This is a genomic window from Natrinema salifodinae (assembly GCF_900110455.1).
Classification (GTDB): Archaea; Halobacteriota; Halobacteria; order Halobacteriales; family Natrialbaceae; genus Natrinema; species Natrinema salifodinae.
Map to the genome: position 1 here is coordinate 275300 of NZ_FOIS01000002.1, position 18730 is coordinate 294029.

Annotated in this window: 20 protein-coding genes and 1 tRNA gene; 10 read left to right on the forward strand and 11 right to left on the reverse strand. The window is 64.1% G+C overall.

Going from position 1 to position 18730, the window contains the following annotated elements; translation table 11 throughout:
* Positions 1-102: 102 nt before the first annotated feature.
* Together BMY29_RS06780 and BMY29_RS06790 are read right to left on the reverse strand one after the other, a co-directional pair.
* The gene (locus BMY29_RS06780) at positions 103-1569 is read right to left on the reverse strand and encodes a flippase (RefSeq protein WP_049988443.1); all 1467 of its coding nucleotides are present in this window, start codon (positions 1567-1569) and stop codon (positions 103-105) included.
* Between the two features lie 320 nt (positions 1570-1889).
* Positions 1890-2642 (reverse strand): GNAT family N-acetyltransferase, encoded by a 753-nt coding sequence (locus BMY29_RS06790; RefSeq protein WP_049988445.1) that lies wholly within the window; start codon positions 2640-2642, stop codon positions 1890-1892.
* A 176-nt stretch (positions 2643-2818) separates the two neighbouring features.
* Between BMY29_RS06790 and BMY29_RS06795 the strand changes: the two genes are divergently transcribed.
* The 5 genes from BMY29_RS06795 to BMY29_RS06815 all read left to right on the forward strand — a co-directional run bounded on the left by BMY29_RS06795 (position 2819) and on the right by BMY29_RS06815 (position 7601).
* Positions 2819-3916: a succinylglutamate desuccinylase/aspartoacylase family protein gene (locus BMY29_RS06795; RefSeq protein WP_049988446.1), complete on the forward strand. Its 1098-nt coding sequence runs from the start codon at positions 2819-2821 to the stop codon at positions 3914-3916.
* Positions 3917-4088: 172 nt separating this feature from the next.
* Entirely contained in the window at positions 4089-4517 is a 429-nt protein-coding gene (gene sdhC, locus BMY29_RS06800; protein ID WP_049988447.1) for a succinate dehydrogenase, cytochrome b556 subunit, read from the forward strand.
* Positions 4517-4882, forward strand: a complete 366-nt coding sequence (locus BMY29_RS06805) for a succinate dehydrogenase hydrophobic membrane anchor subunit (RefSeq protein ID WP_049988448.1) — start codon at positions 4517-4519, stop codon at positions 4880-4882. The genes sdhC and BMY29_RS06805 overlap by 1 nt, the downstream gene beginning before the upstream one ends.
* Before the next feature lies 1 nt (position 4883).
* Positions 4884-5756 (forward strand): succinate dehydrogenase/fumarate reductase iron-sulfur subunit, encoded by an 873-nt coding sequence (locus BMY29_RS06810; protein ID WP_049988449.1) that lies wholly within the window; start codon positions 4884-4886, stop codon positions 5754-5756.
* Positions 5757-5762: 6 nt separating this feature from the next.
* Positions 5763-7601: an FAD-binding protein gene (locus BMY29_RS06815; RefSeq protein WP_049988450.1), complete on the forward strand. Its 1839-nt coding sequence runs from the start codon at positions 5763-5765 to the stop codon at positions 7599-7601.
* 210 nt (positions 7602-7811) lie between these two features.
* Here BMY29_RS06815 and BMY29_RS06820 read toward each other — a convergent pair whose 3' ends face one another.
* Positions 7812-8006 carry a XapX domain-containing protein gene (locus tag BMY29_RS06820; protein ID WP_049988451.1) on the reverse strand — a complete coding sequence of 65 codons (195 nt, stop codon included), beginning with the start codon at positions 8004-8006 and terminating at the stop codon, positions 7812-7814.
* A 269-nt stretch (positions 8007-8275) separates the two neighbouring features.
* Between BMY29_RS06820 and BMY29_RS06825 the strand changes: the two genes are divergently transcribed.
* Positions 8276-8500 carry a helix-turn-helix domain-containing protein gene (locus BMY29_RS06825; protein WP_049988452.1) on the forward strand — a complete coding sequence of 75 codons (225 nt, stop codon included), beginning with the start codon at positions 8276-8278 and terminating at the stop codon, positions 8498-8500.
* A 137-nt stretch (positions 8501-8637) separates the two neighbouring features.
* Here BMY29_RS06825 and BMY29_RS06830 read toward each other — a convergent pair whose 3' ends face one another.
* Positions 8638-9453 (reverse strand): HD domain-containing protein, encoded by an 816-nt coding sequence (locus BMY29_RS06830; RefSeq protein WP_049988453.1) that lies wholly within the window; start codon positions 9451-9453, stop codon positions 8638-8640.
* Positions 9454-9564: 111 nt separating this feature from the next.
* Positions 9565-10044: a redoxin domain-containing protein gene (locus tag BMY29_RS06835; protein WP_049988454.1), complete on the reverse strand. Its 480-nt coding sequence runs from the start codon at positions 10042-10044 to the stop codon at positions 9565-9567.
* Positions 10045-10288: 244 nt separating this feature from the next.
* Between BMY29_RS06835 and tatA the strand changes: the two genes are divergently transcribed.
* The 4 genes from tatA to BMY29_RS06855 all read left to right on the forward strand — a co-directional run bounded on the left by tatA (position 10289) and on the right by BMY29_RS06855 (position 12584).
* Positions 10289-10609, forward strand: coding sequence for a twin-arginine translocase TatA/TatE family subunit (gene tatA / locus BMY29_RS06840; RefSeq protein WP_049988455.1), 321 nt, complete (start codon positions 10289-10291; stop codon positions 10607-10609).
* Between the two features lie 15 nt (positions 10610-10624).
* Positions 10625-10697 (forward strand) — tRNA-Arg (locus tag BMY29_RS06845).
* A 218-nt stretch (positions 10698-10915) separates the two neighbouring features.
* On the forward strand, positions 10916-11746 hold the full coding sequence (locus BMY29_RS06850; protein WP_049988456.1) for a hypothetical protein: 831 nt from the start codon (positions 10916-10918) through the stop codon (positions 11744-11746).
* 208 nt (positions 11747-11954) lie between these two features.
* On the forward strand, positions 11955-12584 hold the full coding sequence (locus BMY29_RS06855) for a helix-turn-helix domain-containing protein (RefSeq protein ID WP_049988457.1): 630 nt from the start codon (positions 11955-11957) through the stop codon (positions 12582-12584).
* Between the two features lie 182 nt (positions 12585-12766).
* Here the strand turns inward: BMY29_RS06855 and BMY29_RS06860 are convergent, their stop codons facing one another.
* From BMY29_RS06860 to BMY29_RS06885, 6 genes are read right to left on the reverse strand one after another with little or no spacing between them, the layout of a single operon-like run.
* Positions 12767-13534 carry an SDR family NAD(P)-dependent oxidoreductase gene (locus BMY29_RS06860; protein ID WP_049988458.1) on the reverse strand — a complete coding sequence of 256 codons (768 nt, stop codon included), beginning with the start codon at positions 13532-13534 and terminating at the stop codon, positions 12767-12769.
* Positions 13531-15150, reverse strand: a complete 1620-nt coding sequence (locus BMY29_RS06865; protein WP_049988459.1) for a long-chain fatty acid--CoA ligase — start codon at positions 15148-15150, stop codon at positions 13531-13533. The genes BMY29_RS06860 and BMY29_RS06865 overlap by 4 nt, the downstream gene beginning before the upstream one ends.
* Before the next feature lies 1 nt (position 15151).
* Complete coding sequence (locus BMY29_RS06870) at positions 15152-15868, reverse strand: ABC transporter ATP-binding protein (RefSeq protein WP_049988460.1); 717 nt, start codon at positions 15866-15868, stop codon at positions 15152-15154.
* The gene (locus BMY29_RS06875; protein ID WP_049988461.1) at positions 15865-16632 is read right to left on the reverse strand and encodes an ABC transporter ATP-binding protein; all 768 of its coding nucleotides are present in this window, start codon (positions 16630-16632) and stop codon (positions 15865-15867) included. Before BMY29_RS06875 ends, BMY29_RS06870 begins: the two co-directional genes overlap by 4 nt.
* Positions 16629-17819, reverse strand: a complete 1191-nt coding sequence (locus BMY29_RS06880) for a branched-chain amino acid ABC transporter permease (protein ID WP_049988462.1) — start codon at positions 17817-17819, stop codon at positions 16629-16631. The genes BMY29_RS06875 and BMY29_RS06880 overlap by 4 nt, the downstream gene beginning before the upstream one ends.
* Positions 17816-18694 carry a branched-chain amino acid ABC transporter permease gene (locus tag BMY29_RS06885; RefSeq protein ID WP_241471227.1) on the reverse strand — a complete coding sequence of 293 codons (879 nt, stop codon included), beginning with the start codon at positions 18692-18694 and terminating at the stop codon, positions 17816-17818. Before BMY29_RS06885 ends, BMY29_RS06880 begins: the two co-directional genes overlap by 4 nt.
* Positions 18695-18730: the final 36 nt, after the last annotated feature.

An 18730-nucleotide genomic window follows, 5' to 3' on the forward strand; every position in this document is an offset into this window, starting at 1 on the left:
CTGATAAGTATTGGCCGGCGATTCACCGGCCGAAGGGGGTCCGAGGGGCTTACGACCGGGAACGCGGTTGTGGTCGCGATCGCGCCCCTCACGGGAGCCGGATTAGCCGATGACCGACCGCACCTGATTGGGATCGACCAGGCCGCTGAGCACCGCGAGGACCCCCCAGGTGACGGCCCCGACGGCGATCGCCCCAAACAGCATGAGCAGGTTCGAGACCAGCGGCGTCACGAGCAACACGGCGATCGCCATCACACCCGTGATCCCGCAGACGAGTCCGGTCGTGCGGGCGAGTCGCCTGACGTTCAGCCGCAACTCGGTGTGGACGATGTAGAGGTTCACCGCCACGTACACCGAGTGGGTCGCCACCGTCGCGGCGGCCGCGCCGATGACCCCGACCGTCGGGATCAGGATGATGTTCAGCACGAGGTTGGCGACGGCCGTCCCGCCTTTCGCGATGGCCCGCTCGCGGGCGCGACCGAGGTAATCGAGACTGTCGCTGGTCAGGTTCGTGATCGCCTGCAACACGACGAAGCCCGCGAGCACCTGCAGGACCGGAACGGCGCCCGCGTAGTCGGCCCCGAACACCATCGTCAGGAACGGGCCCGCGACGATCGCGAGTCCGACCGCCGCCGGGATGTAGAGCAACAGGACGTTCGTCAGCGACGTCTCGTAGATCCGCCTGGCCTCGTCGAGTTGGCCGGCGGCCTTCTGCTCGCCGAAGTTCGGCGAGATGGTGAACCCGAGCGATTCGGCGGGCGCGAGTACGAAGTCCGTGACCTGCTTCCCGAGGGTGTAGAACCCGACCGCGGCCGGGTTGAGGAAGACGCCGATGAGGACCGTGTCGATCTGCTTGTCGATGACGTTCGCGCTCCGGGTCGCGGTCAGCGGGAGACTGTACTCCAGCAGCCGGCGAGAAAGTCCCTCCTCGTACTCCTCGGCCGCATCGTAGCGCTTGTAGAATCCCGTGTAGAGGATTCCGAGTCCGATGGCGCCGGCGATGGCGTAGCCGATGATGTATCCGAAGAACGCGCCGAGCGCGCCCATTCCCAGGAGCACGAACGCGACGGAAAAGACCAGGCGACCTGCGCCGCTGATCGCCTGGACGATGGCGCTGTAGCCGAGGTGGTTGAACCCCTGAAACGACACCTGCGAGAACGTGCTCGCGGAGTAGACGACGAGGTAGAGCGCGCCGGCGGCGAGGAACGGGGCCGCTCCCGGATCACCGAGCGCGATCGCGATCCACTCGTGGAAGAGCACCAGAACGTAGGCGACGAACGCGAGCAAGACGAGTTTCGCCGTGATCGTCGTCTTGATGAGGTGGGGAATCTGACCCGCATCCGTCTCGCGATATTCGGAGATGTAGCGGGCGACGGACTTGCTGAGGCCGAGATCCGCGAACAGCTGGACGACGGTCAACACCCCGATTGCCCAGTACAGCGCGCCGTACCCGTCCGGATTGAGGTACCGCGCTAACACGAACATTAACAGCGCGCTCGACGCCATGTAGATGGCGCGCGCGACGAGCGTTGCCTTGAAGCCGCTGACGATGTGATCCTCCCTGTTCATACGTAGATGGACGTGCGAGACGCTCGTGGCCGACTGAACGCCGAGAGCGACCGACTACGCGTGACGACCACGGATCGGTCAATTGTAATGCGGAGACAACAGACGGAAACCGGTCGCAACAGGAGCGGCGACGCCGACGACCCGCGAGACGGCACTGATCCGGCTAGCCCCCGAAGCGACCGGCGAGAGCCGATTATAACGAGTCGTAAACGATCGAAGGACGTCCGTAACGACGACCGGACGGAGCGTTACGATCGACCGATCGATTCGAATCGCGCTCCCGTTCGGCGATCGCCGAACGGGAACGTCGCCGATCTCGGCTAGAGGTACGAGGCGTCCCACCGCGTCGCCTTCCGCCGGTTGCCGCAGCTGTTACACTCGATCCGACCCATCGCGTCCATCGCGTTGTCGATCGAATCGCAGTTGCCGCAGAACCAAGCGTAGCGATCGTCGCGGTCCGCGCTCTTGTAGGCGGTGTAAAACAGCGACTTCGAACCGCGGGCAGCCTCGCCGTAGCTCACGTAGACCGTCTCGCCGTCGACCGAGACTTCGTCGATCGCGCCCCACTCGCCGTCGTCTTCGAGGTCGCTCTCGACGTAGACGTTCTCAGTGAAGGTCTCCGACCCGATCTCGACCTCGCGCTGACCGGCGTGCTCGAAGCCGTGATCCCGGTAGAACTGGTTGCCCCCTTCGTTGTCCTCCAAGACGAAACACTGGATCTGCTCTGCGCCCTCGTCGAGCAGACGCTCGCGAGTGTGGACCAGCAGGCGCACGCCCGTCCCCCCGCCGCGGTGGTCCGAGTGGACGTGCAGCCAGAGGAGTTGCCCGGTGTCGGCCCGCTGCCCGACCAGTTCGCTCTCGGAGAAGGCGACGACCTCGCCGTCGCGTTCGACGACGAGGAAGAGCGCTCGGTCGTCGTCGAGTTCGTCGGAGAACGAATCGCCGTACCACTGCTCGATCGCGTCGTCGATAGTGTCCTCGTCTAAGAAGTCCGTGTACGTAGAGTTCAGCGAGTCGCGAGCGATCGAGCGAATCGCGTCGGTATCTGCATCGGTCGCCTCTCGAATCTCCATGCATGTTAACACCATTCCCAGATACAAAACGTATGCCCACGGCCGCAGATTCTGCCGATCAGTGTGGAGTCGAACGTCGCCTTTTGTCGTACAAAGCGGCACGGAACGGGCGCAAAGCGCGTGAAGGGGGAAGATTCACGTCGCTGCTCCCGGAGAACGTGAAATAAGAGACTGCCATGAGCGACAACGCCGCGGAACCCGAACCGCCCGACGAGCCGCCCGAATCCGAGCCGATGGACCAGGCGTTTACGTACAACGGCGGTCGCGTCGACCCCGGCGAATCGGCGAACATCCGCTACGGCATCAGCGAAACGTATCTCGGCGACCCCGTCCGAATCCCCGTTACGGTGATCAACGGCGAACACCCCGGTCCGACGGTGTTCCTCTCGGCGGCGGCCCACGGCGACGAACTCAACGGGATCGAGGTCGTCCGCGAGGTGGCCCACGACTGGGACCACTCCGTGCTCCACGGTACCCTCGTCTGCCTGCCCGTGATGAACGTCCCCGGTTTCCTCGCTCAGGAGCGGTACCTACCGATCTACGACCGAGACCTGAACCGGTCGTTCCCCGGCCGCGAGGGTTCGACCAGCGCCAGGCGGATGGCCCACCGGATCTTCACGAACTTCATCGAGCCCTGCGACGTCGGCATCGACTTCCACACGTCGACCCGCGGCCGGACGAACATGCTCCACGTCCGGGCGAACACGGAGCGGTCGGACGTCGCCAGGCTCGCCAAGGCGTTCAGCTCCAACGTCATCATCGCGGGCGAAGGGCCGTCGGGGACGCTCCGCCGGGAGGCGACCGAGGCCGGCATCCCAACGATCACCGTCGAGATGGGCGAGGCCCATCGGTTTCAGCGTCGCTTGATCGACCGCGCGCTCACCGGCGTCGCGAGCGTCCTCGCCGAGTTCGGTCTCCACCGGGAGTCGTCGGTCCACTGGCCGGGCTGGCGGACCGTCATCGACGACGACGACGAGAAGACCTGGCTGCGCGCGGACGCCGGCGGCATCGTCGACATGAAACGCGGCCGCGGCGCGCTCGTCGAGGAGGGGGAGGTCATCTGCACCATCACGAACCCGTTCAAGGAGGAAGACGACATCGTCACCGTCGAGGCCCCCTTTACCGGACTCATCGTCGGCGTCCTCGAGAATCCAGTCGTGTATCCGGGGAATCCGCTCTGTCACCTGGTCGGCCTGGCGCCGGACACGCTCACGGCGCTCGAGCGCGAGCGCACGCCGAAGAGTTCGCGGGCGGAACTCCGCGGAACCAACTGAGTCGCCGGCAGCGCCGGCGGAGTCGAACGTCCGAGAGGAGAACCCAGAACCGATTCGGGGATTCGCGAACGAAACGGATTCTTTTTTGACCGAGTAAAAATAAAGCGTCGGGGCGAGAAGAGCGATAAAAGTAACTTCTATACCCCCGCGGTCTAACCGTCCACATGAGCGTATGAGTCAGTCTTACAATCGCGGTCTCATCGAGGACTTCGGTCGCTGGAAGGAGTTCTCGGCCGGGATGTGGGCGTGGATCTTCCACAAGTTCACCGGGTGGATGCTGATCGGCTACCTGTTTACCCACATCGCCGTGCTGAGTAGCTCTATCGGCGCCGCCAGCGGCGATCCGGCGCTGATCCAGCAGGAAATGGACGTCTACACGACGACGATTCAGGGGCTCGAGGAGCTGTTCATCATTCGGGTGCTCGAAGTCGGCCTGCTCGCGGTGGCCGTCTTCCACATCCTGAACGGGCTCCGCCTGCTGATGGTCGACCTCGGCGTCGGCCTGGAGGCACAGGACAAGAGCTTCTACGCCTCGCTGGTGCTGACGGGCGCGATCACCGTCGCCAGCGTGCCGACCTTCCTGACGGGGGTGGGCATCTGATGGCAGAGCGCTACTCCTCGTTCACGCCAGGCGGTACCGGCTGGTTCCTCCAGCGGATCACGGCGGCGTTTCTGGTCGTCGTTCTCGCCTTCCACTTCTTCCTCCTCCACTTCGTCAACCACGCCGCCGACGTTACCTTCTTGGCCACCCAAGAGCGCATGGCGAACGTCGGCTACTTCCTGACGATGGTGTTGTTCCTGGTCACCGGCACCTTCCACGGTGTCAACGGCGTCTACAACGCCCTGCTCAACCAGGGACTCGAGGGCACCCAGAAGAAGGTCGTGCTGGCGGTGCTGGTCATCGCCGGCCTCGCACTCATCGCACAGGGAACCTACGTCGCACTCACCATGAACGGGATGATCTGATATGAGCACGCAACAAGCCGAACCCGAGAGCCAGGAAGCACCGAAAGACCCGGAGATGCGAGGCGCGGAGTCGCCGGTCGACGAAAAGGAAAAAGAAGGCGGCATGATCGACCAGACGGCCGCCGACGAGTCGGAACTCGAGGGGGAGACGGTTCACATCAAAGTGTTCCGCTACGACCCCGAAGTCGAGGGCAAGCAGGAACCCCGCTTCGACGACTTCCACGTCCCCTTCGAGAAGGGGATGACCGTCCTCGACGCGGTCATGTACGCCCGCGACGAGTACGACTCCTCGCTGACCTTCCGTCACTCCTGTCGTCAGGCCGTCTGTGGCTCCGACGCCTTCTTCGTCAACGGCAAGCAGCGACTGGGCTGTAAGACCCAGATCGCCGACTTAGAGCAGCCGGTCCGCATCGAGCCGCTGCCCCACCAGGAGGTCGTCAAGGACCTGGTCGTCGATATGGACCACTTCTACGACCAGATGCACACGGTCGAGCCGTACTTCCAGGACGAGGACACGCCCGCCGCGGACGACCTAGAAGAGCAGCGCCAGAGCCCCGAGAACCGCGAGAAGATCAAGATGTCCTCGCGGTGTATCTGGTGTGGCGCCTGCATGTCCTCGTGTAACATCGCGGCCGGGGACAACGAGTACCTCGGCCCGGCGGCCATCAACAAGGCCTACAAGTTCGCGATGGACGACCGCGAGGGCGAGGAGATCAAGGAGCACCGACTCCGCATCTTGGAGCAGGAACACGGCGTCTGGCGGTGCCAGACCCAGTTCTCTTGTACCGAGGTGTGCCCGAAGGACATTCCGCTGACCGAGCACATTCAGGAGCTCAAGCGGGAAGCAGTCAAGAAGAACCTGAAGTTCTGGTAAGTATCCATGTACGAACACGACGTCATCGTGGTCGGCGCCGGCGGCGCCGGCCTCCGGGCCGCAATCGCAGCGCACGAGGCGGGCGCCGACACGGCGATCGTCTCGAAGCTCCACCCAGTCCGCAGCCACACCGGCGCGGCCGAGGGCGGCATCAACGCCGCCCTCCAGGAAGGCGACGACTGGGAGCTCCACGCCTACGACACCATGAAGGGGTCGGACTACCTCGGCGACGCGCCGGCGGTCGAGACCCTCGCCAAGAACGCCCCCGAGGAGACGATGAACCTCGAACACTGGGGGATGCCGTTCTCTCGCGAGGAGGACGGCCGCGTCTCCCAGCGGCCGTTCGGCGGCCTCTCGTACCCGCGGACCACCTACGCGGGCGCCGAGACGGGCCACCACCTGCTGCACACGATGTACGAGCAGGTCGTCAAGCGCGGCATCCAGGTCTACGACGAGTGGTACGTCATGGACCTGGCGACGACCGACGAATCCGACCCCAAGGACCGCGAGTGCCATGGAATCGTCGCCTACGACGTCCAGTCCGGCAAGGTTGAAGGCTTCAAGGCGAACAACGGCGTCGTCCTCGCGACCGGCGGCCCCGGCCAGGCCTTCGACCACACGACCAACGCCGTCTCCTGTACCGGCGACGGGCACGCGATGGCATATCGTGCAGGCGCGCCGCTGGAGGACATGGAGTTTATCCAGTTCCATCCGACCTCCCTCCCCTCGACCGGCGTCCTCATCTCTGAGGGCGTCCGCGGCGAGGGCGGCATCCTCTACAACAGCGAGGGCGAGCGGTTCATGTTCGAGCACGGCTACGCGAACAACTCCGGCGAGCTCGCCTCCCGCGACGTCGTCGCCCGTGCCGAACTGACCGAGGTTCAGGAAGGACGCGGCGTCGACGACGAGTACGTCCACCTCGACATGCGCCACTTAGGCGAGGAGCGCATCATGGACCGCCTCGAGAACATCCTCCACCTCGCCGAGGACTTCGAGGGCGTCGACGGCCTGGTCGAACCGATGCCGGTCAAGCCCGGTCAGCACTACGCCATGGGCGGCATCGAGGTCGACGAGGACGGACAGACCTGCGTCAGCGGCCTCTACGCGGCTGGTGAGTGCGCTTGCGTCTCCGTCCACGGCGGCAACCGTCTCGGCGGGAACGCGCTGCCCGAACTGATCGTCTTCGGCAAGCGCGCCGGTCGCCACGCCGCCGGCGAGGACCTCGGCGAGCCCGAGATCCGGACCGGCTACGGCGACGACGTCGAGGACGAGACCGAAACCGAGCTTCCGGTCCAGCCTGGCGAAGCCGGACTGGACACGACCGGCGGGGTCGCGGCGGACGGCGGCGTCACCGCCGACGCCGAGGGCCTCCTCGAGCGCGCCGTCGAACAGCAACGCGAGCGCGTCGACACGCTGATGGACCGGGACAGCGGCGTCCAGCACGCCGAGATCCGCCAGAAGCTCCAGAACGCGATGACCGACTACGTGAACGTCTTCCGGACGGAAGACGGCGTCAAGAAGGCCCTGGAGATCATCCGCGAGTGTCGCGAGGAGTACCAGAACGTCTACGTCGACGATCCGTCGCGGACGTTCAACACCGACCTCCAACAAACCATCGAGACGCGTAACCTGATCGACGTCGCCGAGTCGATCGCGCTCGGCGCGCTCGTCCGCGACGAGTTCCGCGGCGCCCACTGGCGTCAGGAACATCAGGAACGCAAGGACGAGGAGTGGCTCAAGCACACGCTGATCTCCTGGAACAACGGTGATCCGGATATCTTCTACCGTCCGGTCATCCTCGAGGGCGAGAACAAGACCTACGAGCCGAAAGAGCGCAGTTACTAACGCCGTTCGTCGGTTTTTTCGGCAGTATCGATACCGTTCACCACCGAACGAGTGGCGACGGTTTCGTATAGCACATCTATTCGGAGTTGCCAATCATCGGCCTTCTGAGCTATGAACACGGGCCACCAATCGCCGTCCACGTCGCAGCGATGATTTTTGTCCCCGGTATCTTTCAAGCGGAGCCCGGACAAGCAGTCAGCGATCGCGATACTACAGCCCGAGCGCGTCGAAGAGATCGATGCTGACGCCGGCGTACCCGATTACCTTGTAGCCGATGTAGATCCCGATAATCCCCATGATACCGGGGAGTTCGGGCGGCGCGGGAATCGGAATATTGAGAAACCGGAACAGAGCGCCAGTCAGCAACCCGGTCAACAACGCGAGAACGGTGATTGGCGTCGACATTCGTCCGGTAGCATTCTCGAGCGGGGTCACAAAAGCGACACGCATGGGGTAGCGCCGCCTCGTCGATCCGCTCCCCAACAGCCCTTGAGACAGTCACGACGATCGACTATATCGGAAAATCGGTTGCTCACCGGCGCGAGTGGCGACCACGTTTTGATTTCGACGATCGACGCGGTCGCCTTCGACACCTGAAACGCCCGCTTCGTCCCGTGGTTTTCGACGATTGTTGTAGCTGAGATTTATTATCGTCGAAATATTGTAGATCGAGTATGACCGCATCTGCGACGACGGATCTCGACGTGTCGATGCCGACCGATCTCGACTCCGCGCGAGCGAAGTTGGTCTACCTCTATCTCGCCGCCGGCGGCGGTGCGACCGCCGACGATCTCTGCGCCGACCTGGCGATCAAGAAGGGAACGGTCCTCTCGATTACCGGCACGCTCCGTGATCGCGGCCTCCTGAAGCGCCGTGACGGGCGGTACGAACTCGCGTAACGCTTGCAGTGTGCGAAACTGCGGGCTCTTACCCGTCAACGAGCGTATTTTCGGTCCGAGTCTCGCGTCCGTCGACGGCCGCGGCGTTCCGCGGCGAAGTCACCGGCACGACAGTCCACACACGAGCCGGCGATCGATCAGAGTTCGATCCGCTCGACCAGCTGTTCGCGGGTTTCGTTGGTGTTGACCGCGACGATTCGGATCTCGTCTTCGAGCCCGGAGCCCTCGAGCTTCGCTTTCAGTAAGTTATCGACCTGGTAGACGCCGGCGGCGTTCGTCATAGCGATTTCGACCAAGACGGGGCTGCTGTCGCCCTGCTGGAGCGAGACGCGACTGATCGCCTGGCTCGAGAGCGTGTTGATGCCGCGACCGCCGTGCTCGTAGGGGATCCGCGAGCGCCCGCTCTCCATGTCGAGGGCGTCGGCGACGCGGATGACGCCGGCTTCGGTCGTCAGCGGCGTCTCGGACCGGTGGTGACAGAGGATCGCGTGGAGAATCTCGCCTTTCATCCGGACGGATTCGGCGACGTCGTAGAACTCGGGGAGGATCCGATCGAGGATGTCGGCGGCCAGCGGGATCGAGTAGTAGGCGTGTTGATCGCGGTGGACGACGTGGCCGACGTCGTGCAGGGTCGCGGCGAGCGCGATGATAACCGATTCGTCCGCCTCGTCCAAGCCCTGTTGGCGCGCGCCGTTGAAGTCGACGTTGCCGGCCTTCAGCAGGTCGTAGAGACACAGCGCCCGGTTGCGGACGATTTCGATGTGTTTCGAGCCGTGATCGTTGTACCGCATCCGATCGACCGCGTTGATGTTCTGGGCCTCGAGATAGGTGGTGATCTCCTCGTCCTCATCGATAAAGGCAAGAACGCGGTTCAGTTTCTCGTCGGGAAAGCTATGTTCCTCGTCGGGAGAGTAGACGCGGCGGGTCTCCTCTTCGGCGGCAGAATCGCTCATACTGGAACGTCGATGGCGGACTAAAAAAGCCCTGTGGCGACGGGGTTGGTCAGTCGGACGACGATCCGAGCGGTGGTCGACGCCGACTGCGATTGCGCGTCCGATCGCGATTCAAGCGAGTTCTTCGACGGCGGCCTCGACCTCGTCGTACTCGGGTTCGACGCCCGGGTCGTCGCTGACCCACGAGTAGGCGATCTCGCCGTCGCCGTCGACGACGAACACCGACCGCTTGGCGACGCCGTAGACGCCCAGATCGTCGAAGTCCATCTCGATGTCGTAGTCCTCGATGAGTTCCTTGTTGAGGTCGCTGATGAGACCGAACTCGAGGTCGTTCTGCGCGCGGAACTCGTTGAGCGTGAACGGCGAGTCGCGGCTGACGCCGTAGACCGTGGCGTCGAGGTCGTCGAAGGCGGCCAGGCGATCCTGGAACGTGCACATCTCTTCCGTACAGACGCTGGTGAACGCGCCCGGGAAGAAGGCGAGGACGACCGGCGCCTCGTCGTCGAGGCGTTCCGAGAGGGTGAACTCCTCGATGTCGCCGTTTGCGAGCGGTGCGGTGAAGTCGGGTGCGGCGTCTCCGGTAGCTGCCATCGTCGAAGCCTTACGTGCAAGCCGGAAAGACAGTTTCGTTCGCGGACGGAATTGGCGTGCGACTCCTCGCGAGCACTGCGTCCCCGAGTATTCCCCGAGTTCTCGGACGAATTACGTCGACCGGACGGTGAAATACCCCGGAATTTCGTGACGAATTTCGTTCTCAAACGGACTGTCGCGGCCGCTTGGTTACCTAAGTGGTCCAAAAAGGTTATAATTGCCAGCGGGTAAGCCACGCATAGAGATGGCAATCGAAACCGCACCGCTGTTCATCCCCGGCGGCATGGGGCCACCGGAGCTCGCGATTATCCTCATCATCGCGATTTTGCTCTTCGGAGCCAATAAGATCCCGAAGCTGGCTCGCTCGACCGGCGAGGCGATGGGTGAATTCCAGAAGGGGCGCGAAAAGGTCGAATCGGAACTCGAAGAGATGCGCGAATCCGGCGACTACGAGGGCGAAGAGGAGTTCAGTGAGGACGAGGACTTCGTCGACACGGAACCCGTCACCAATGAGGAGGACACGACCGCCGAAGCCGGCGCCGAAACCGAGACGGAAACCAACTGACATTCTTTTACGCCGGGGCGTGTGGCCTAGCGGATAGGGCAGGAGGTTCCTAACCTTCTGATCGCGGGTTCGAATCCCGCCACGCCCGCTCGCGACGAACGGACGTGAGGAGCGAGCGGGCCCGGAGATTCGAAGTAGAGAAGACGCGCACAGCGGAGCGAGCACGTCTTCGCGTGGTTCGAATCCCGCCACGCCCATGTGGGAGATCCTAACCGACGTGCGACATCAACCCCCTACTTGACCGTCGACACGCCGCACCAACATGTTGGGGAAATACGTACGATAGTGAGACACGTCGGCTGAACCATGAACGGTAGAGACGGTCTCCCAGTTGACACTGGACGTGAATCGTTCGTTCACGAACTGACGGTGCTACCGCGGGAACTCCAGCGCAGAAATCCGATTCTGTTCTGGACTGCGACAGGACATGCCGTCCTGTTACTGGGTTTTCTCGTCGGTCTCGCAGCGGATCCGAGAATCGTTAGTGGGGATCCTGTGTGGCTTAAGCCAGCGAAGTTCGCCGCCTCGATCGGACTGTTTACCGGAGTACTCGCGTGGCTTACGCCTCACTTATCGGTTTCGAGGAAGTTCCGTCGGCTGATTTCGTGGGGGATTGCGATCGCTGCTGTCATCGAGATCACGGCGATCGCCGGGCAAGCCGCTCGTGGCACTAGATCGCATTTCAACTACTCGACAACCTTCGACACGGCCGTCTATCTGACGATGGGCCTGGTGATCATTACGATGACGCTATTAGTTGCGTGGCTGTTCATTCGCGCGGCCCGAAACGGGTTCGACGTGCACCCGGCGTTCGCACTCGGAATCACGCTCGGTGGTGGATTATTCGTCACCGGCGCATTCGAAGGCGGGGTGATGATCGCGCTGAATACGAATACCGTCGGCACCGGATACACGCTACCGGTGGTGGGCTGGACGCTTGTCGGCGACTTCCGGGTGGCACACTTCGTCGGTCTTCACGCGTTGCAGGTGCTTCCGTTGGCTGGCTACCTGGCGGCGATCGCCGAGCAGCGGGGCCAAATCACCGATCCGAAACGGCTCGTTCGGCTCGTCGGGTGCATCTATGGAGGGACCTTGTTCGTGGCGTTCTTCCTCGCAATTGCGCCATTGGTCGCGTGATAGCGGGACACCCCCTGATTCAGCACCAATAGTCGGTTCCGAGAATAAATCCAGCGGACTGATGGCAGATACCGTCGGTGTGACGTTGCTATTGCAGGGCACTCGTATTCAGCGGTAGAACCGTACTGTGGGGATAACTCCGCCGAGAGTGCGGTAGTTATTGTGTCCCGAGGCGTTCAAGAAGGGATCGTGATAGCGAGGCCTCCGAATGATTAGCGCGAAGTTGCGGATACAACTCCCAGAAGGCCTCTGGGTCTCCCAGATTTCCAGAACGTTCCCTCGGGCGACGTTCAGACTCCTGTCAGGGTACCGGGTTGAGGACACGGCGCTGGAGCTCGGTGAAACGATCACCGATCAGCCGAAAGACGTTGTCACGGAGATATACGATCACCCCTCGATAGAAACCTACGAACTGCTGGAATCGGACGAGCGGCGCGCGCTCGTGAAATACGAGACGACGGATACTGCCCTGTACGACTTCGTTGAGACGTTATCGGTAACCATCGAGTTCCCGATTATCGTGCGTGACGGCTGGTACGAATTTGACCTGACGGGTACACGTGAAGAACTTGATCGACTCCAAGAGTTGCTGGACGCCTCACCGCTATCCTACGAACTCCTCTCACTCGTTCGGTCGCAGGAAGCGGACAACCTATTGACCGACCGCCAGCGGGAAGTCCTCGAAACGGCGGTTCGAGCGGGATATTTCGAGATTCCTCGGGAATGTACACTCTCGGAACTGGCCGACTCGCTCGAGATCGACAAATCGACAGCGAGCACCATCCTTCGTCGAGGTGAAGCACGGCTCATCAAGTCGTTCGTCAGCGGTCCCGACTGACCAGGTGACGTACGGCCCACCGCTTGGAACGTGTCGACTTGGCAGCGGTAAACCGATCGCTCTATCTCATACGGTAGTTGCATCATCCATATCGGGGACCGAACCTACGTGTGCAGGCAAAACGAGCGAGGGCCGACCCGGATCGACCCGGATCGACCCGGCTCGCGAACCGCGGTATCGCGTTATCGAGCCGTCCAGCCGCCGTCCGCCGCGAGCACCGACCCGGTCACGTAGCTGGCAGCCTCGCTCGCCAGGAAGACGACGGGACCGGCGATTTCCTCGGGATCGGCGAACCGTTCTAACGGCGTGCGGTCGATGATCGACTGACGGAGCCGGTCGTTGGTCTCGAGGTCTTCGGTCAGCTCCGTCGAGACGTAGCCGGGCGCGACGGCGTTGACCCGGACCTCGGGCGCCCAGTCCAGAGACATGCTCTTGGTGAGTCCGACCAGGCCGTGCTTCGAGGCGACGTAGGGGTGTTGGCGCGGCAAGCCGACCAGGCCGCCGACGCTCGCGACGTTGACGACGGCGCCGCCGTCGCTCTCGCGGAGGTGGCCCGCCGCGGTCCGTGTGACCTCGTACGCGCCGTTCAGGTTGACGTCGAGCACGCGGTCGAGGCTCTCGGTGTCAACATCTTCCGGCCGGCCGAGCGCGTCGTCGGGGTTGAATCCGGCGTTGTTGACGACGACGTCGACGCCGCCGAACTCGTCGGCGGCGCGGTCGATGACGTCGCTGACGGCGTCGGCGTTCGTCACGTCCGCGGGGACGGCGAGGGCATCGCCGCCCGCGTCTTCGACTGTTTCGGCGACGGCGTCGATTTCGTCCGTCGAGCGGGCGCTCGGGACGACCGCGGCGCCGGCGGCCGCCAGTTCGACGGCGATCGCGCGGCCGATCCCGCGGCCGCCGCCGGTGACCACTGCGACTCGGCCGTCAAGGTCGAACAGGTCGCTCATCGGTCCCCCGTTTCGACGTCGATCACGTCAAGCTTTTCGCGCAGTCCCTGCTTGTCGAACTTTCCGGTCGCCGTCTTCGGAATCCGCTCGACGACTCTAATCTCGTCGGGGAGCCACCAATCGGGCTGGTCGAGCGTCTTCTGCAGGTGATCCCGCAACTCCGCCTCGCCGGGATCGCCGTCCTCGGCGGTGACGACGGTCGCGAGGGGACGCTCCTGCCACTTCTCGTGGGGAACGGCGATCACGGCTGCCTCGACGACCTCGTCGTGGGCCATCAGGGCGTTCTCGAGCGCGATCGAGGAGATCCACTCGCCGCCGCTCTTAATGACGTCCTTCGCGCGGTCGACGATCTCGACGTAGCCGTCCTCGTCGACGGTGACGATGTCGCCGGTCTTGAGCCACTCCCCCTTGAAGTCCTCCTCGTTGGCCTCCGGCCGATTGTAGTACTCCGTGGCGACCGAGGGGCCGCGGACCCATAGCTCGCCGGCGGCGTCGCCGTCCCAGGGCACTTCTTCACCGGAATCGTCGACGACGCGCATCTCGAGTCCCGGCGAGAGCAGCCCCTGTTTCCGGCGCTTCTCGTACCTGCGGCTCCGGTCTCGGTCGGTCATCCGGGCCTTCGGTCGGGAGACCGAACCGATACTCATCGTCTCGGTCATCCCCCAGGCATGCTCGACGGTGACGTCGAACTCGTCCTCGTAGCGGCGCATCATCTTTTCGGGCGCGGCGCTGCCACCGACGACGATACGCTCGAGGCTCGAGAGGTCGCCGCCGTGCTCGTCGACGTGTTCGAGCAGGTCGATCCAGACCGTTGGGACGCCGGCGGTGAGGGTGACGTCCTCCCGCTCGATCAGTTCGAGCAGATCGGCCGCGTCCGGCGCGGGACCGGGATAGACCTGGGTCGCGCCGGCCATCGTCGCCGCGTAGGGGAACTCCCAGGAGTTGACGTGGAACATCGGTACGACCGGCATGACCACGTCGCGTTCGCTGATATCGAGGCCGGCAGGGGTCATCACCATCATCGCGTGAGCGTAGATCATCTTGTGGGTGTACTCGACGCCCTTCGGCCGGCCGGTGGTCCCCGACGTGTAGCACATCCCGGCGGGGTAGTCCTCCTCGAGTTCGGGTAGGTCGTCCTCCGCTATCGGATCGTACTCGGCGACGAGGGCCTCGTACGCCACCGCGTCGACCTCGGTCTCGGGGACCGTCTCGTCCATCACGACGACCTCCTCGACGGGCAGATCCGCCCATAGCCGCTCGATCGTCTCGAACGGCGCGCCGGGGTCGACGAACAGCACGTCGTCGTCGGCATCCTCAACGATGTAGACCACGTCGTTATCGCCCAGTTGGACGTTGATCGTGTGCAACTGCGCGCCCGACAGCGGCGCGGCGTAGTACGTCTCAAGGTGCCGATGGTGGTTCCAGCCGAAGGTCCCGATCCGATCGCCAGGCCCGAAGCCGCGGTCGGCCAGTGCGGCGATCAGCGACCGAACTCGCTCACCGAACTCGGCGTACGAGGAATCGACGATCCCGTCGTGCGTCCGCGAGACCAGGCGCGTCTCCGGGAAAAGGTTCGTCGGCCGCCAGAAGAACGGCCGGATCGTCAGGCCCGTCATCTCAGGCCACCTCCTCGGGAGAGACGGCGAGGTACTGTTCGAGCAAGTCCTCCCGCTCTCGGATTTCCTCGATCGATCCCTCGAACACGATCGATCCCGTGTCGATGACGTAGCCCCGCGTCGCCAGGTCGAACGCGAAGGTGACGTTCTGCTCGGAGAGCAGGACGGTCACGTCCTGCTCGACGACGTCCTGGAGCATGGTCCGGAGGTCGTCGACGATGACGGGTGCCAGCCCTTCGGTCGGTTCGTCCAGCAACAGCAGCGACGGTCGCTGGACGAGCGCGCGGGCGACGGCGAGCATCTGTTGCTCGCCGCCGCTGAGGTTCTGCGCGTTGCTCCGCCGCAAGCCGTCGAGTACGGGAAACAGCTCGTACATCTCCTCGACCGGTCGCGGATCGGCCGCGAGTTTGTGCGCGAGGACGATGTTTTCGTGGACGGTCAGCGTCGGGAATACCCGGCGATCCTCCGGAACCAGGTTGATCCCGCGCTCGTTGATCTCGTTCGGGGCCTTCCCGACGATGTCCTCGCCGCGGTAAGTGATCTCGCCCCGTCTCGGGGGTGTCACGCCCATAATCGAGCGCATGGTCGTCGTCTTGCCGGCGCCGTTGCGGCCCAGCAGGGCGACGACCTCTCCCTCCGCGAGCGTCAGCGAGACGTCGTGGAGGACGTGGCTGTTCCCGTAGTAGGTGTCGATGCCGTCGATGTCGAGTACGGTCATACGGTCTCACTTCCGAGGTAGGCTTCGGTGACTCGTTCGTCGCGCAGTACCGTCTGGGGGTCGCCGTCGGCCAGCACCGCGCCCTCCGCGAGCACAACGATCCGATCGGAGATTCCGGTGACGACGTCCATGTCGTGCTCCGTGACGACGAACGTCGCGTCGATGTCCTCGTTCAGCTGCCGGATGAGCGAGACGATCTCTTCCGTCTCGGTCGGGTTCATCCCCGCGGTCGGCTCGTCCAGCAAGAACACCGTCGGTTCGATCGCCAGCGCGAGCGCGATCTCGACGTTGCGCTTCTCGCCGTGGCTCAGCTCGTCGCAGGGCGTCTCGGCGATGGCCGTCAGGTTGGTGAGTTCGAGTAGTTCGTCGATGGCCGCGTTGAGTTCCTCGTCCGCTTCCGGGCGCGACCGCATGTCGAACGTTCGTCCCTCGTGGATAATCCGGGCGACCTGCAGGTTTTCGCGGACGGTCAACCTCTCGAATATATTCGTTATCTGGTAGGATCGCGAGAGGCCGCTGCGCGCGACCTTGTGGGGCGGCGCGTCGGTGATCTCTCGCAGTTCATCGTCCCTGCGGAGCCAGATCTCGCCGCCGGTCGGCTCCAGCACGCCCGTCAGCAGGTTGTAGAACGTGGTCTTGCCGGCCCCGTTGGGACCGATGATGCTGGTGATCTGCTCGTCGTCGAACGCGAGCGAGACGCCGCCGACGGCGACCAGGTCTCCGAACTGCTTGCGCAGGTCCTCGGTGCGGAGGACGGTCGTCATCGGTCGACACCCCCGTCGTCGGACCCGCCGGTCGGGGCGAGCCCGTTCGCGGCGGCGGTGACTTTCTCACCGATCGACTCGCGGACGAACGCCGCGGCGGCGCTCGCCCCGCCGCGGTCGTAGGCCGCCCGCACGTCTCGCAGCCACGCGCCCAGCATGACCAGGCCGCCGGCGGCCCCCCGTTTGAAGTAGAGAACAACGACGATGAGCATGATCCCGAAGAACAGCTCCCAGTACGCCTCGAGCGCCGGGAAGCGGCTGATCAGCCAGCGGACGTAGTGGTAGACGAACGCGCCGACGATCGGCCCGCCGAAGTAAGTCGCGCCGCCGATGACGGTCGCGACGACCGGCGTCGCGCTCATCGTCCAGTGGGCTTCGTTCGGGGTGGCGACGCTCGCGAAGCCGGCGATCAACACGCCGGCGACGCCGACGAACAGCGCCGAGACGACGAAGGTCATCCAACGGTGGACGGTGACGTTGACGCCCAGCGCCGTCGCGCGGTCCGGGCTTTCGCGGATCGCCTTGCAGACGGTGCCGAACGGCGAGTTGACGATCCGCCAGATGGCGTAGATAGACGCCACGACGACCGCCGCCGTCAGGTAGTAGTACGTCCGCCGCTCGCCCAGCCTGAACTCCGCCCCGCCGAGCTCGACGGTTCCGAGCAGGATGAAGATCCCGTCGGTCCCGTCGGTGAGCCCGTACGGGTCCTGGATCAGCAGCGAGTAGAACAGCATCCCGAACGCGAGAGTGATCAGCGCGAAGTAGATCTCCTCGAGTCGGACGCTGAGGTAGCCGACGGGAACGGCGAGGACGAGCGCCAGGAGGAGGCCGGCGAGCCCGCCGACGACGAACGTGGCCAGCGGTGCCAGGCCGCTGCCGACGGCGTCGCCGATCGCCGCCTGGTAGTCCCGCATCACGATCGCGAGCCCGTACGCGCCCGCGCCGAAGAACATCGCGTGACCGAACGATAGCAACCCGGTGTAGCCGTACAGCAGGTTGAACGCGACGGCGAACAGCGCGATGATCAGGAACTCAGTGAACAGGTACACCTGGAACCGCGGTGCAAACGAGACCAGCACCAGCACCACCAGACTCACCAGGACGAACCGCTCTCTGGTCCAGCCGTCGGCCGCCTGACGGCCGAACGCGCCGATCCGATCGACGAGTCCGTCGCGCTGCGTGCTCATTCGCCGATCCCCCCGAACAGCCCCTCCGGTTTGACCAGTAACACGACGACCATCGCGAGGAACGGCACGGCGATGCTGCCGGCCTCGACGAACTGGGTGGCGACGCTCTGCATCAGTCCGACGAACATCGCTCCGACGAACGCGCCGGACAGCGAGCCGAGCCCGCCGATGACGACGATGATGAACGCGTCGATGATGACCGACTCGCCCAAGCTGGGACCGATCGACTGCATCGGGGCCGCGAGGGCGCCGCCCAGCCCGGCAAGGACGCTCCCCGCGAAGAACACCGCGGTGTACAGCCGCGGGACGTCGACGCCGAGCATCGACGCCATCTCCCGATCGGACGAGGTCCCCCGGACGAGCGAACCGAAGTAGGTCTTCCTGATGAACAGCCACAGACTGATCATGACGACGACCGCCGCGACGATGACGAACAGCCGATAGGCGGTGAACCGACTGCCCGCGATCGACACGGAGAAATTGAGGAGCTCCGGGACGGGCGTCGGATAGGGCTGGGAGCCCCAGACGGACCGAACGGCCTCGTGAATTACGAGGACGAACCCGAACGTGACGATCAGCTGATCGAGTTCGCTCTCCGGCCGCTCGTACAGCGGGCGGATCGTCGCCATCTCGATCGCCGCACCCACGACTCCGACCGCGAGCGCGCCGACAACGACGGAGAGCCAGAAATTACCGACCAGGTTCGTCGAGAGGGTCAGGGCGAAGTACGCGCCGAGCATGTAGAACGCGCCGTGGGCGAAGTTGAGTACGCCGAGCACGCCGAAGATCAGGCTCAGCCCGACCGCGATCAGGAACAGCCGGCTCCCGAGGCTCAGTCCGATGACGACGTCCCCGAACCCGACGAATTGAAACACGTTTATCAGATTCATGATGGTGATAGTGACGGTCAG

What these genes read in the sequence shown, in the direction of transcription:
- BMY29_RS06855 (WP_049988457.1), top strand. Translation starts at nt 11,955, where the DNA reads ATGATTAGCGCGAAGTTGCGGATACAACTCCCAGAAGGCCTCTGGGTC.
- BMY29_RS06825 (WP_049988452.1), top strand. Translation starts at nt 8,276, where the DNA reads ATGACCGCATCTGCGACGACGGATCTCGACGTGTCGATGCCGACCGAT.
- BMY29_RS06850 (WP_049988456.1), top strand. Translation starts at nt 10,916, where the DNA reads ATGAACGGTAGAGACGGTCTCCCAGTTGACACTGGACGTGAATCGTTC.
- BMY29_RS06780 (WP_049988443.1), bottom strand. Translation starts at nt 1,569, where the DNA reads ATGAACAGGGAGGATCACATCGTCAGCGGCTTCAAGGCAACGCTCGTC.
- BMY29_RS06870 (WP_049988460.1), bottom strand. Translation starts at nt 15,868, where the DNA reads ATGACCGTACTCGACATCGACGGCATCGACACCTACTACGGGAACAGC.
- BMY29_RS06830 (WP_049988453.1), bottom strand. Translation starts at nt 9,453, where the DNA reads ATGAGCGATTCTGCCGCCGAAGAGGAGACCCGCCGCGTCTACTCTCCC.
- BMY29_RS06790 (WP_049988445.1), bottom strand. Translation starts at nt 2,642, where the DNA reads ATGGAGATTCGAGAGGCGACCGATGCAGATACCGACGCGATTCGCTCG.
- BMY29_RS06865 (WP_049988459.1), bottom strand. Translation starts at nt 15,150, where the DNA reads ATGACGGGCCTGACGATCCGGCCGTTCTTCTGGCGGCCGACGAACCTT.
- BMY29_RS06805 (WP_049988448.1), top strand. Translation starts at nt 4,517, where the DNA reads ATGGCAGAGCGCTACTCCTCGTTCACGCCAGGCGGTACCGGCTGGTTC.
- tatA (WP_049988455.1), top strand. Translation starts at nt 10,289, where the DNA reads ATGGCAATCGAAACCGCACCGCTGTTCATCCCCGGCGGCATGGGGCCA.
- BMY29_RS06880 (WP_049988462.1), bottom strand. Translation starts at nt 17,819, where the DNA reads ATGAGCACGCAGCGCGACGGACTCGTCGATCGGATCGGCGCGTTCGGC.
- sdhC (WP_049988447.1), top strand. Translation starts at nt 4,089, where the DNA reads ATGAGTCAGTCTTACAATCGCGGTCTCATCGAGGACTTCGGTCGCTGG.
- BMY29_RS06820 (WP_049988451.1), bottom strand. Translation starts at nt 8,006, where the DNA reads ATGTCGACGCCAATCACCGTTCTCGCGTTGTTGACCGGGTTGCTGACT.
- BMY29_RS06860 (WP_049988458.1), bottom strand. Translation starts at nt 13,534, where the DNA reads ATGAGCGACCTGTTCGACCTTGACGGCCGAGTCGCAGTGGTCACCGGC.
- BMY29_RS06875 (WP_049988461.1), bottom strand. Translation starts at nt 16,632, where the DNA reads ATGACGACCGTCCTCCGCACCGAGGACCTGCGCAAGCAGTTCGGAGAC.
- BMY29_RS06810 (WP_049988449.1), top strand. Translation starts at nt 4,884, where the DNA reads ATGAGCACGCAACAAGCCGAACCCGAGAGCCAGGAAGCACCGAAAGAC.
- BMY29_RS06815 (WP_049988450.1), top strand. Translation starts at nt 5,763, where the DNA reads ATGTACGAACACGACGTCATCGTGGTCGGCGCCGGCGGCGCCGGCCTC.
- BMY29_RS06795 (WP_049988446.1), top strand. Translation starts at nt 2,819, where the DNA reads ATGAGCGACAACGCCGCGGAACCCGAACCGCCCGACGAGCCGCCCGAA.
- BMY29_RS06835 (WP_049988454.1), bottom strand. Translation starts at nt 10,044, where the DNA reads ATGGCAGCTACCGGAGACGCCGCACCCGACTTCACCGCACCGCTCGCA.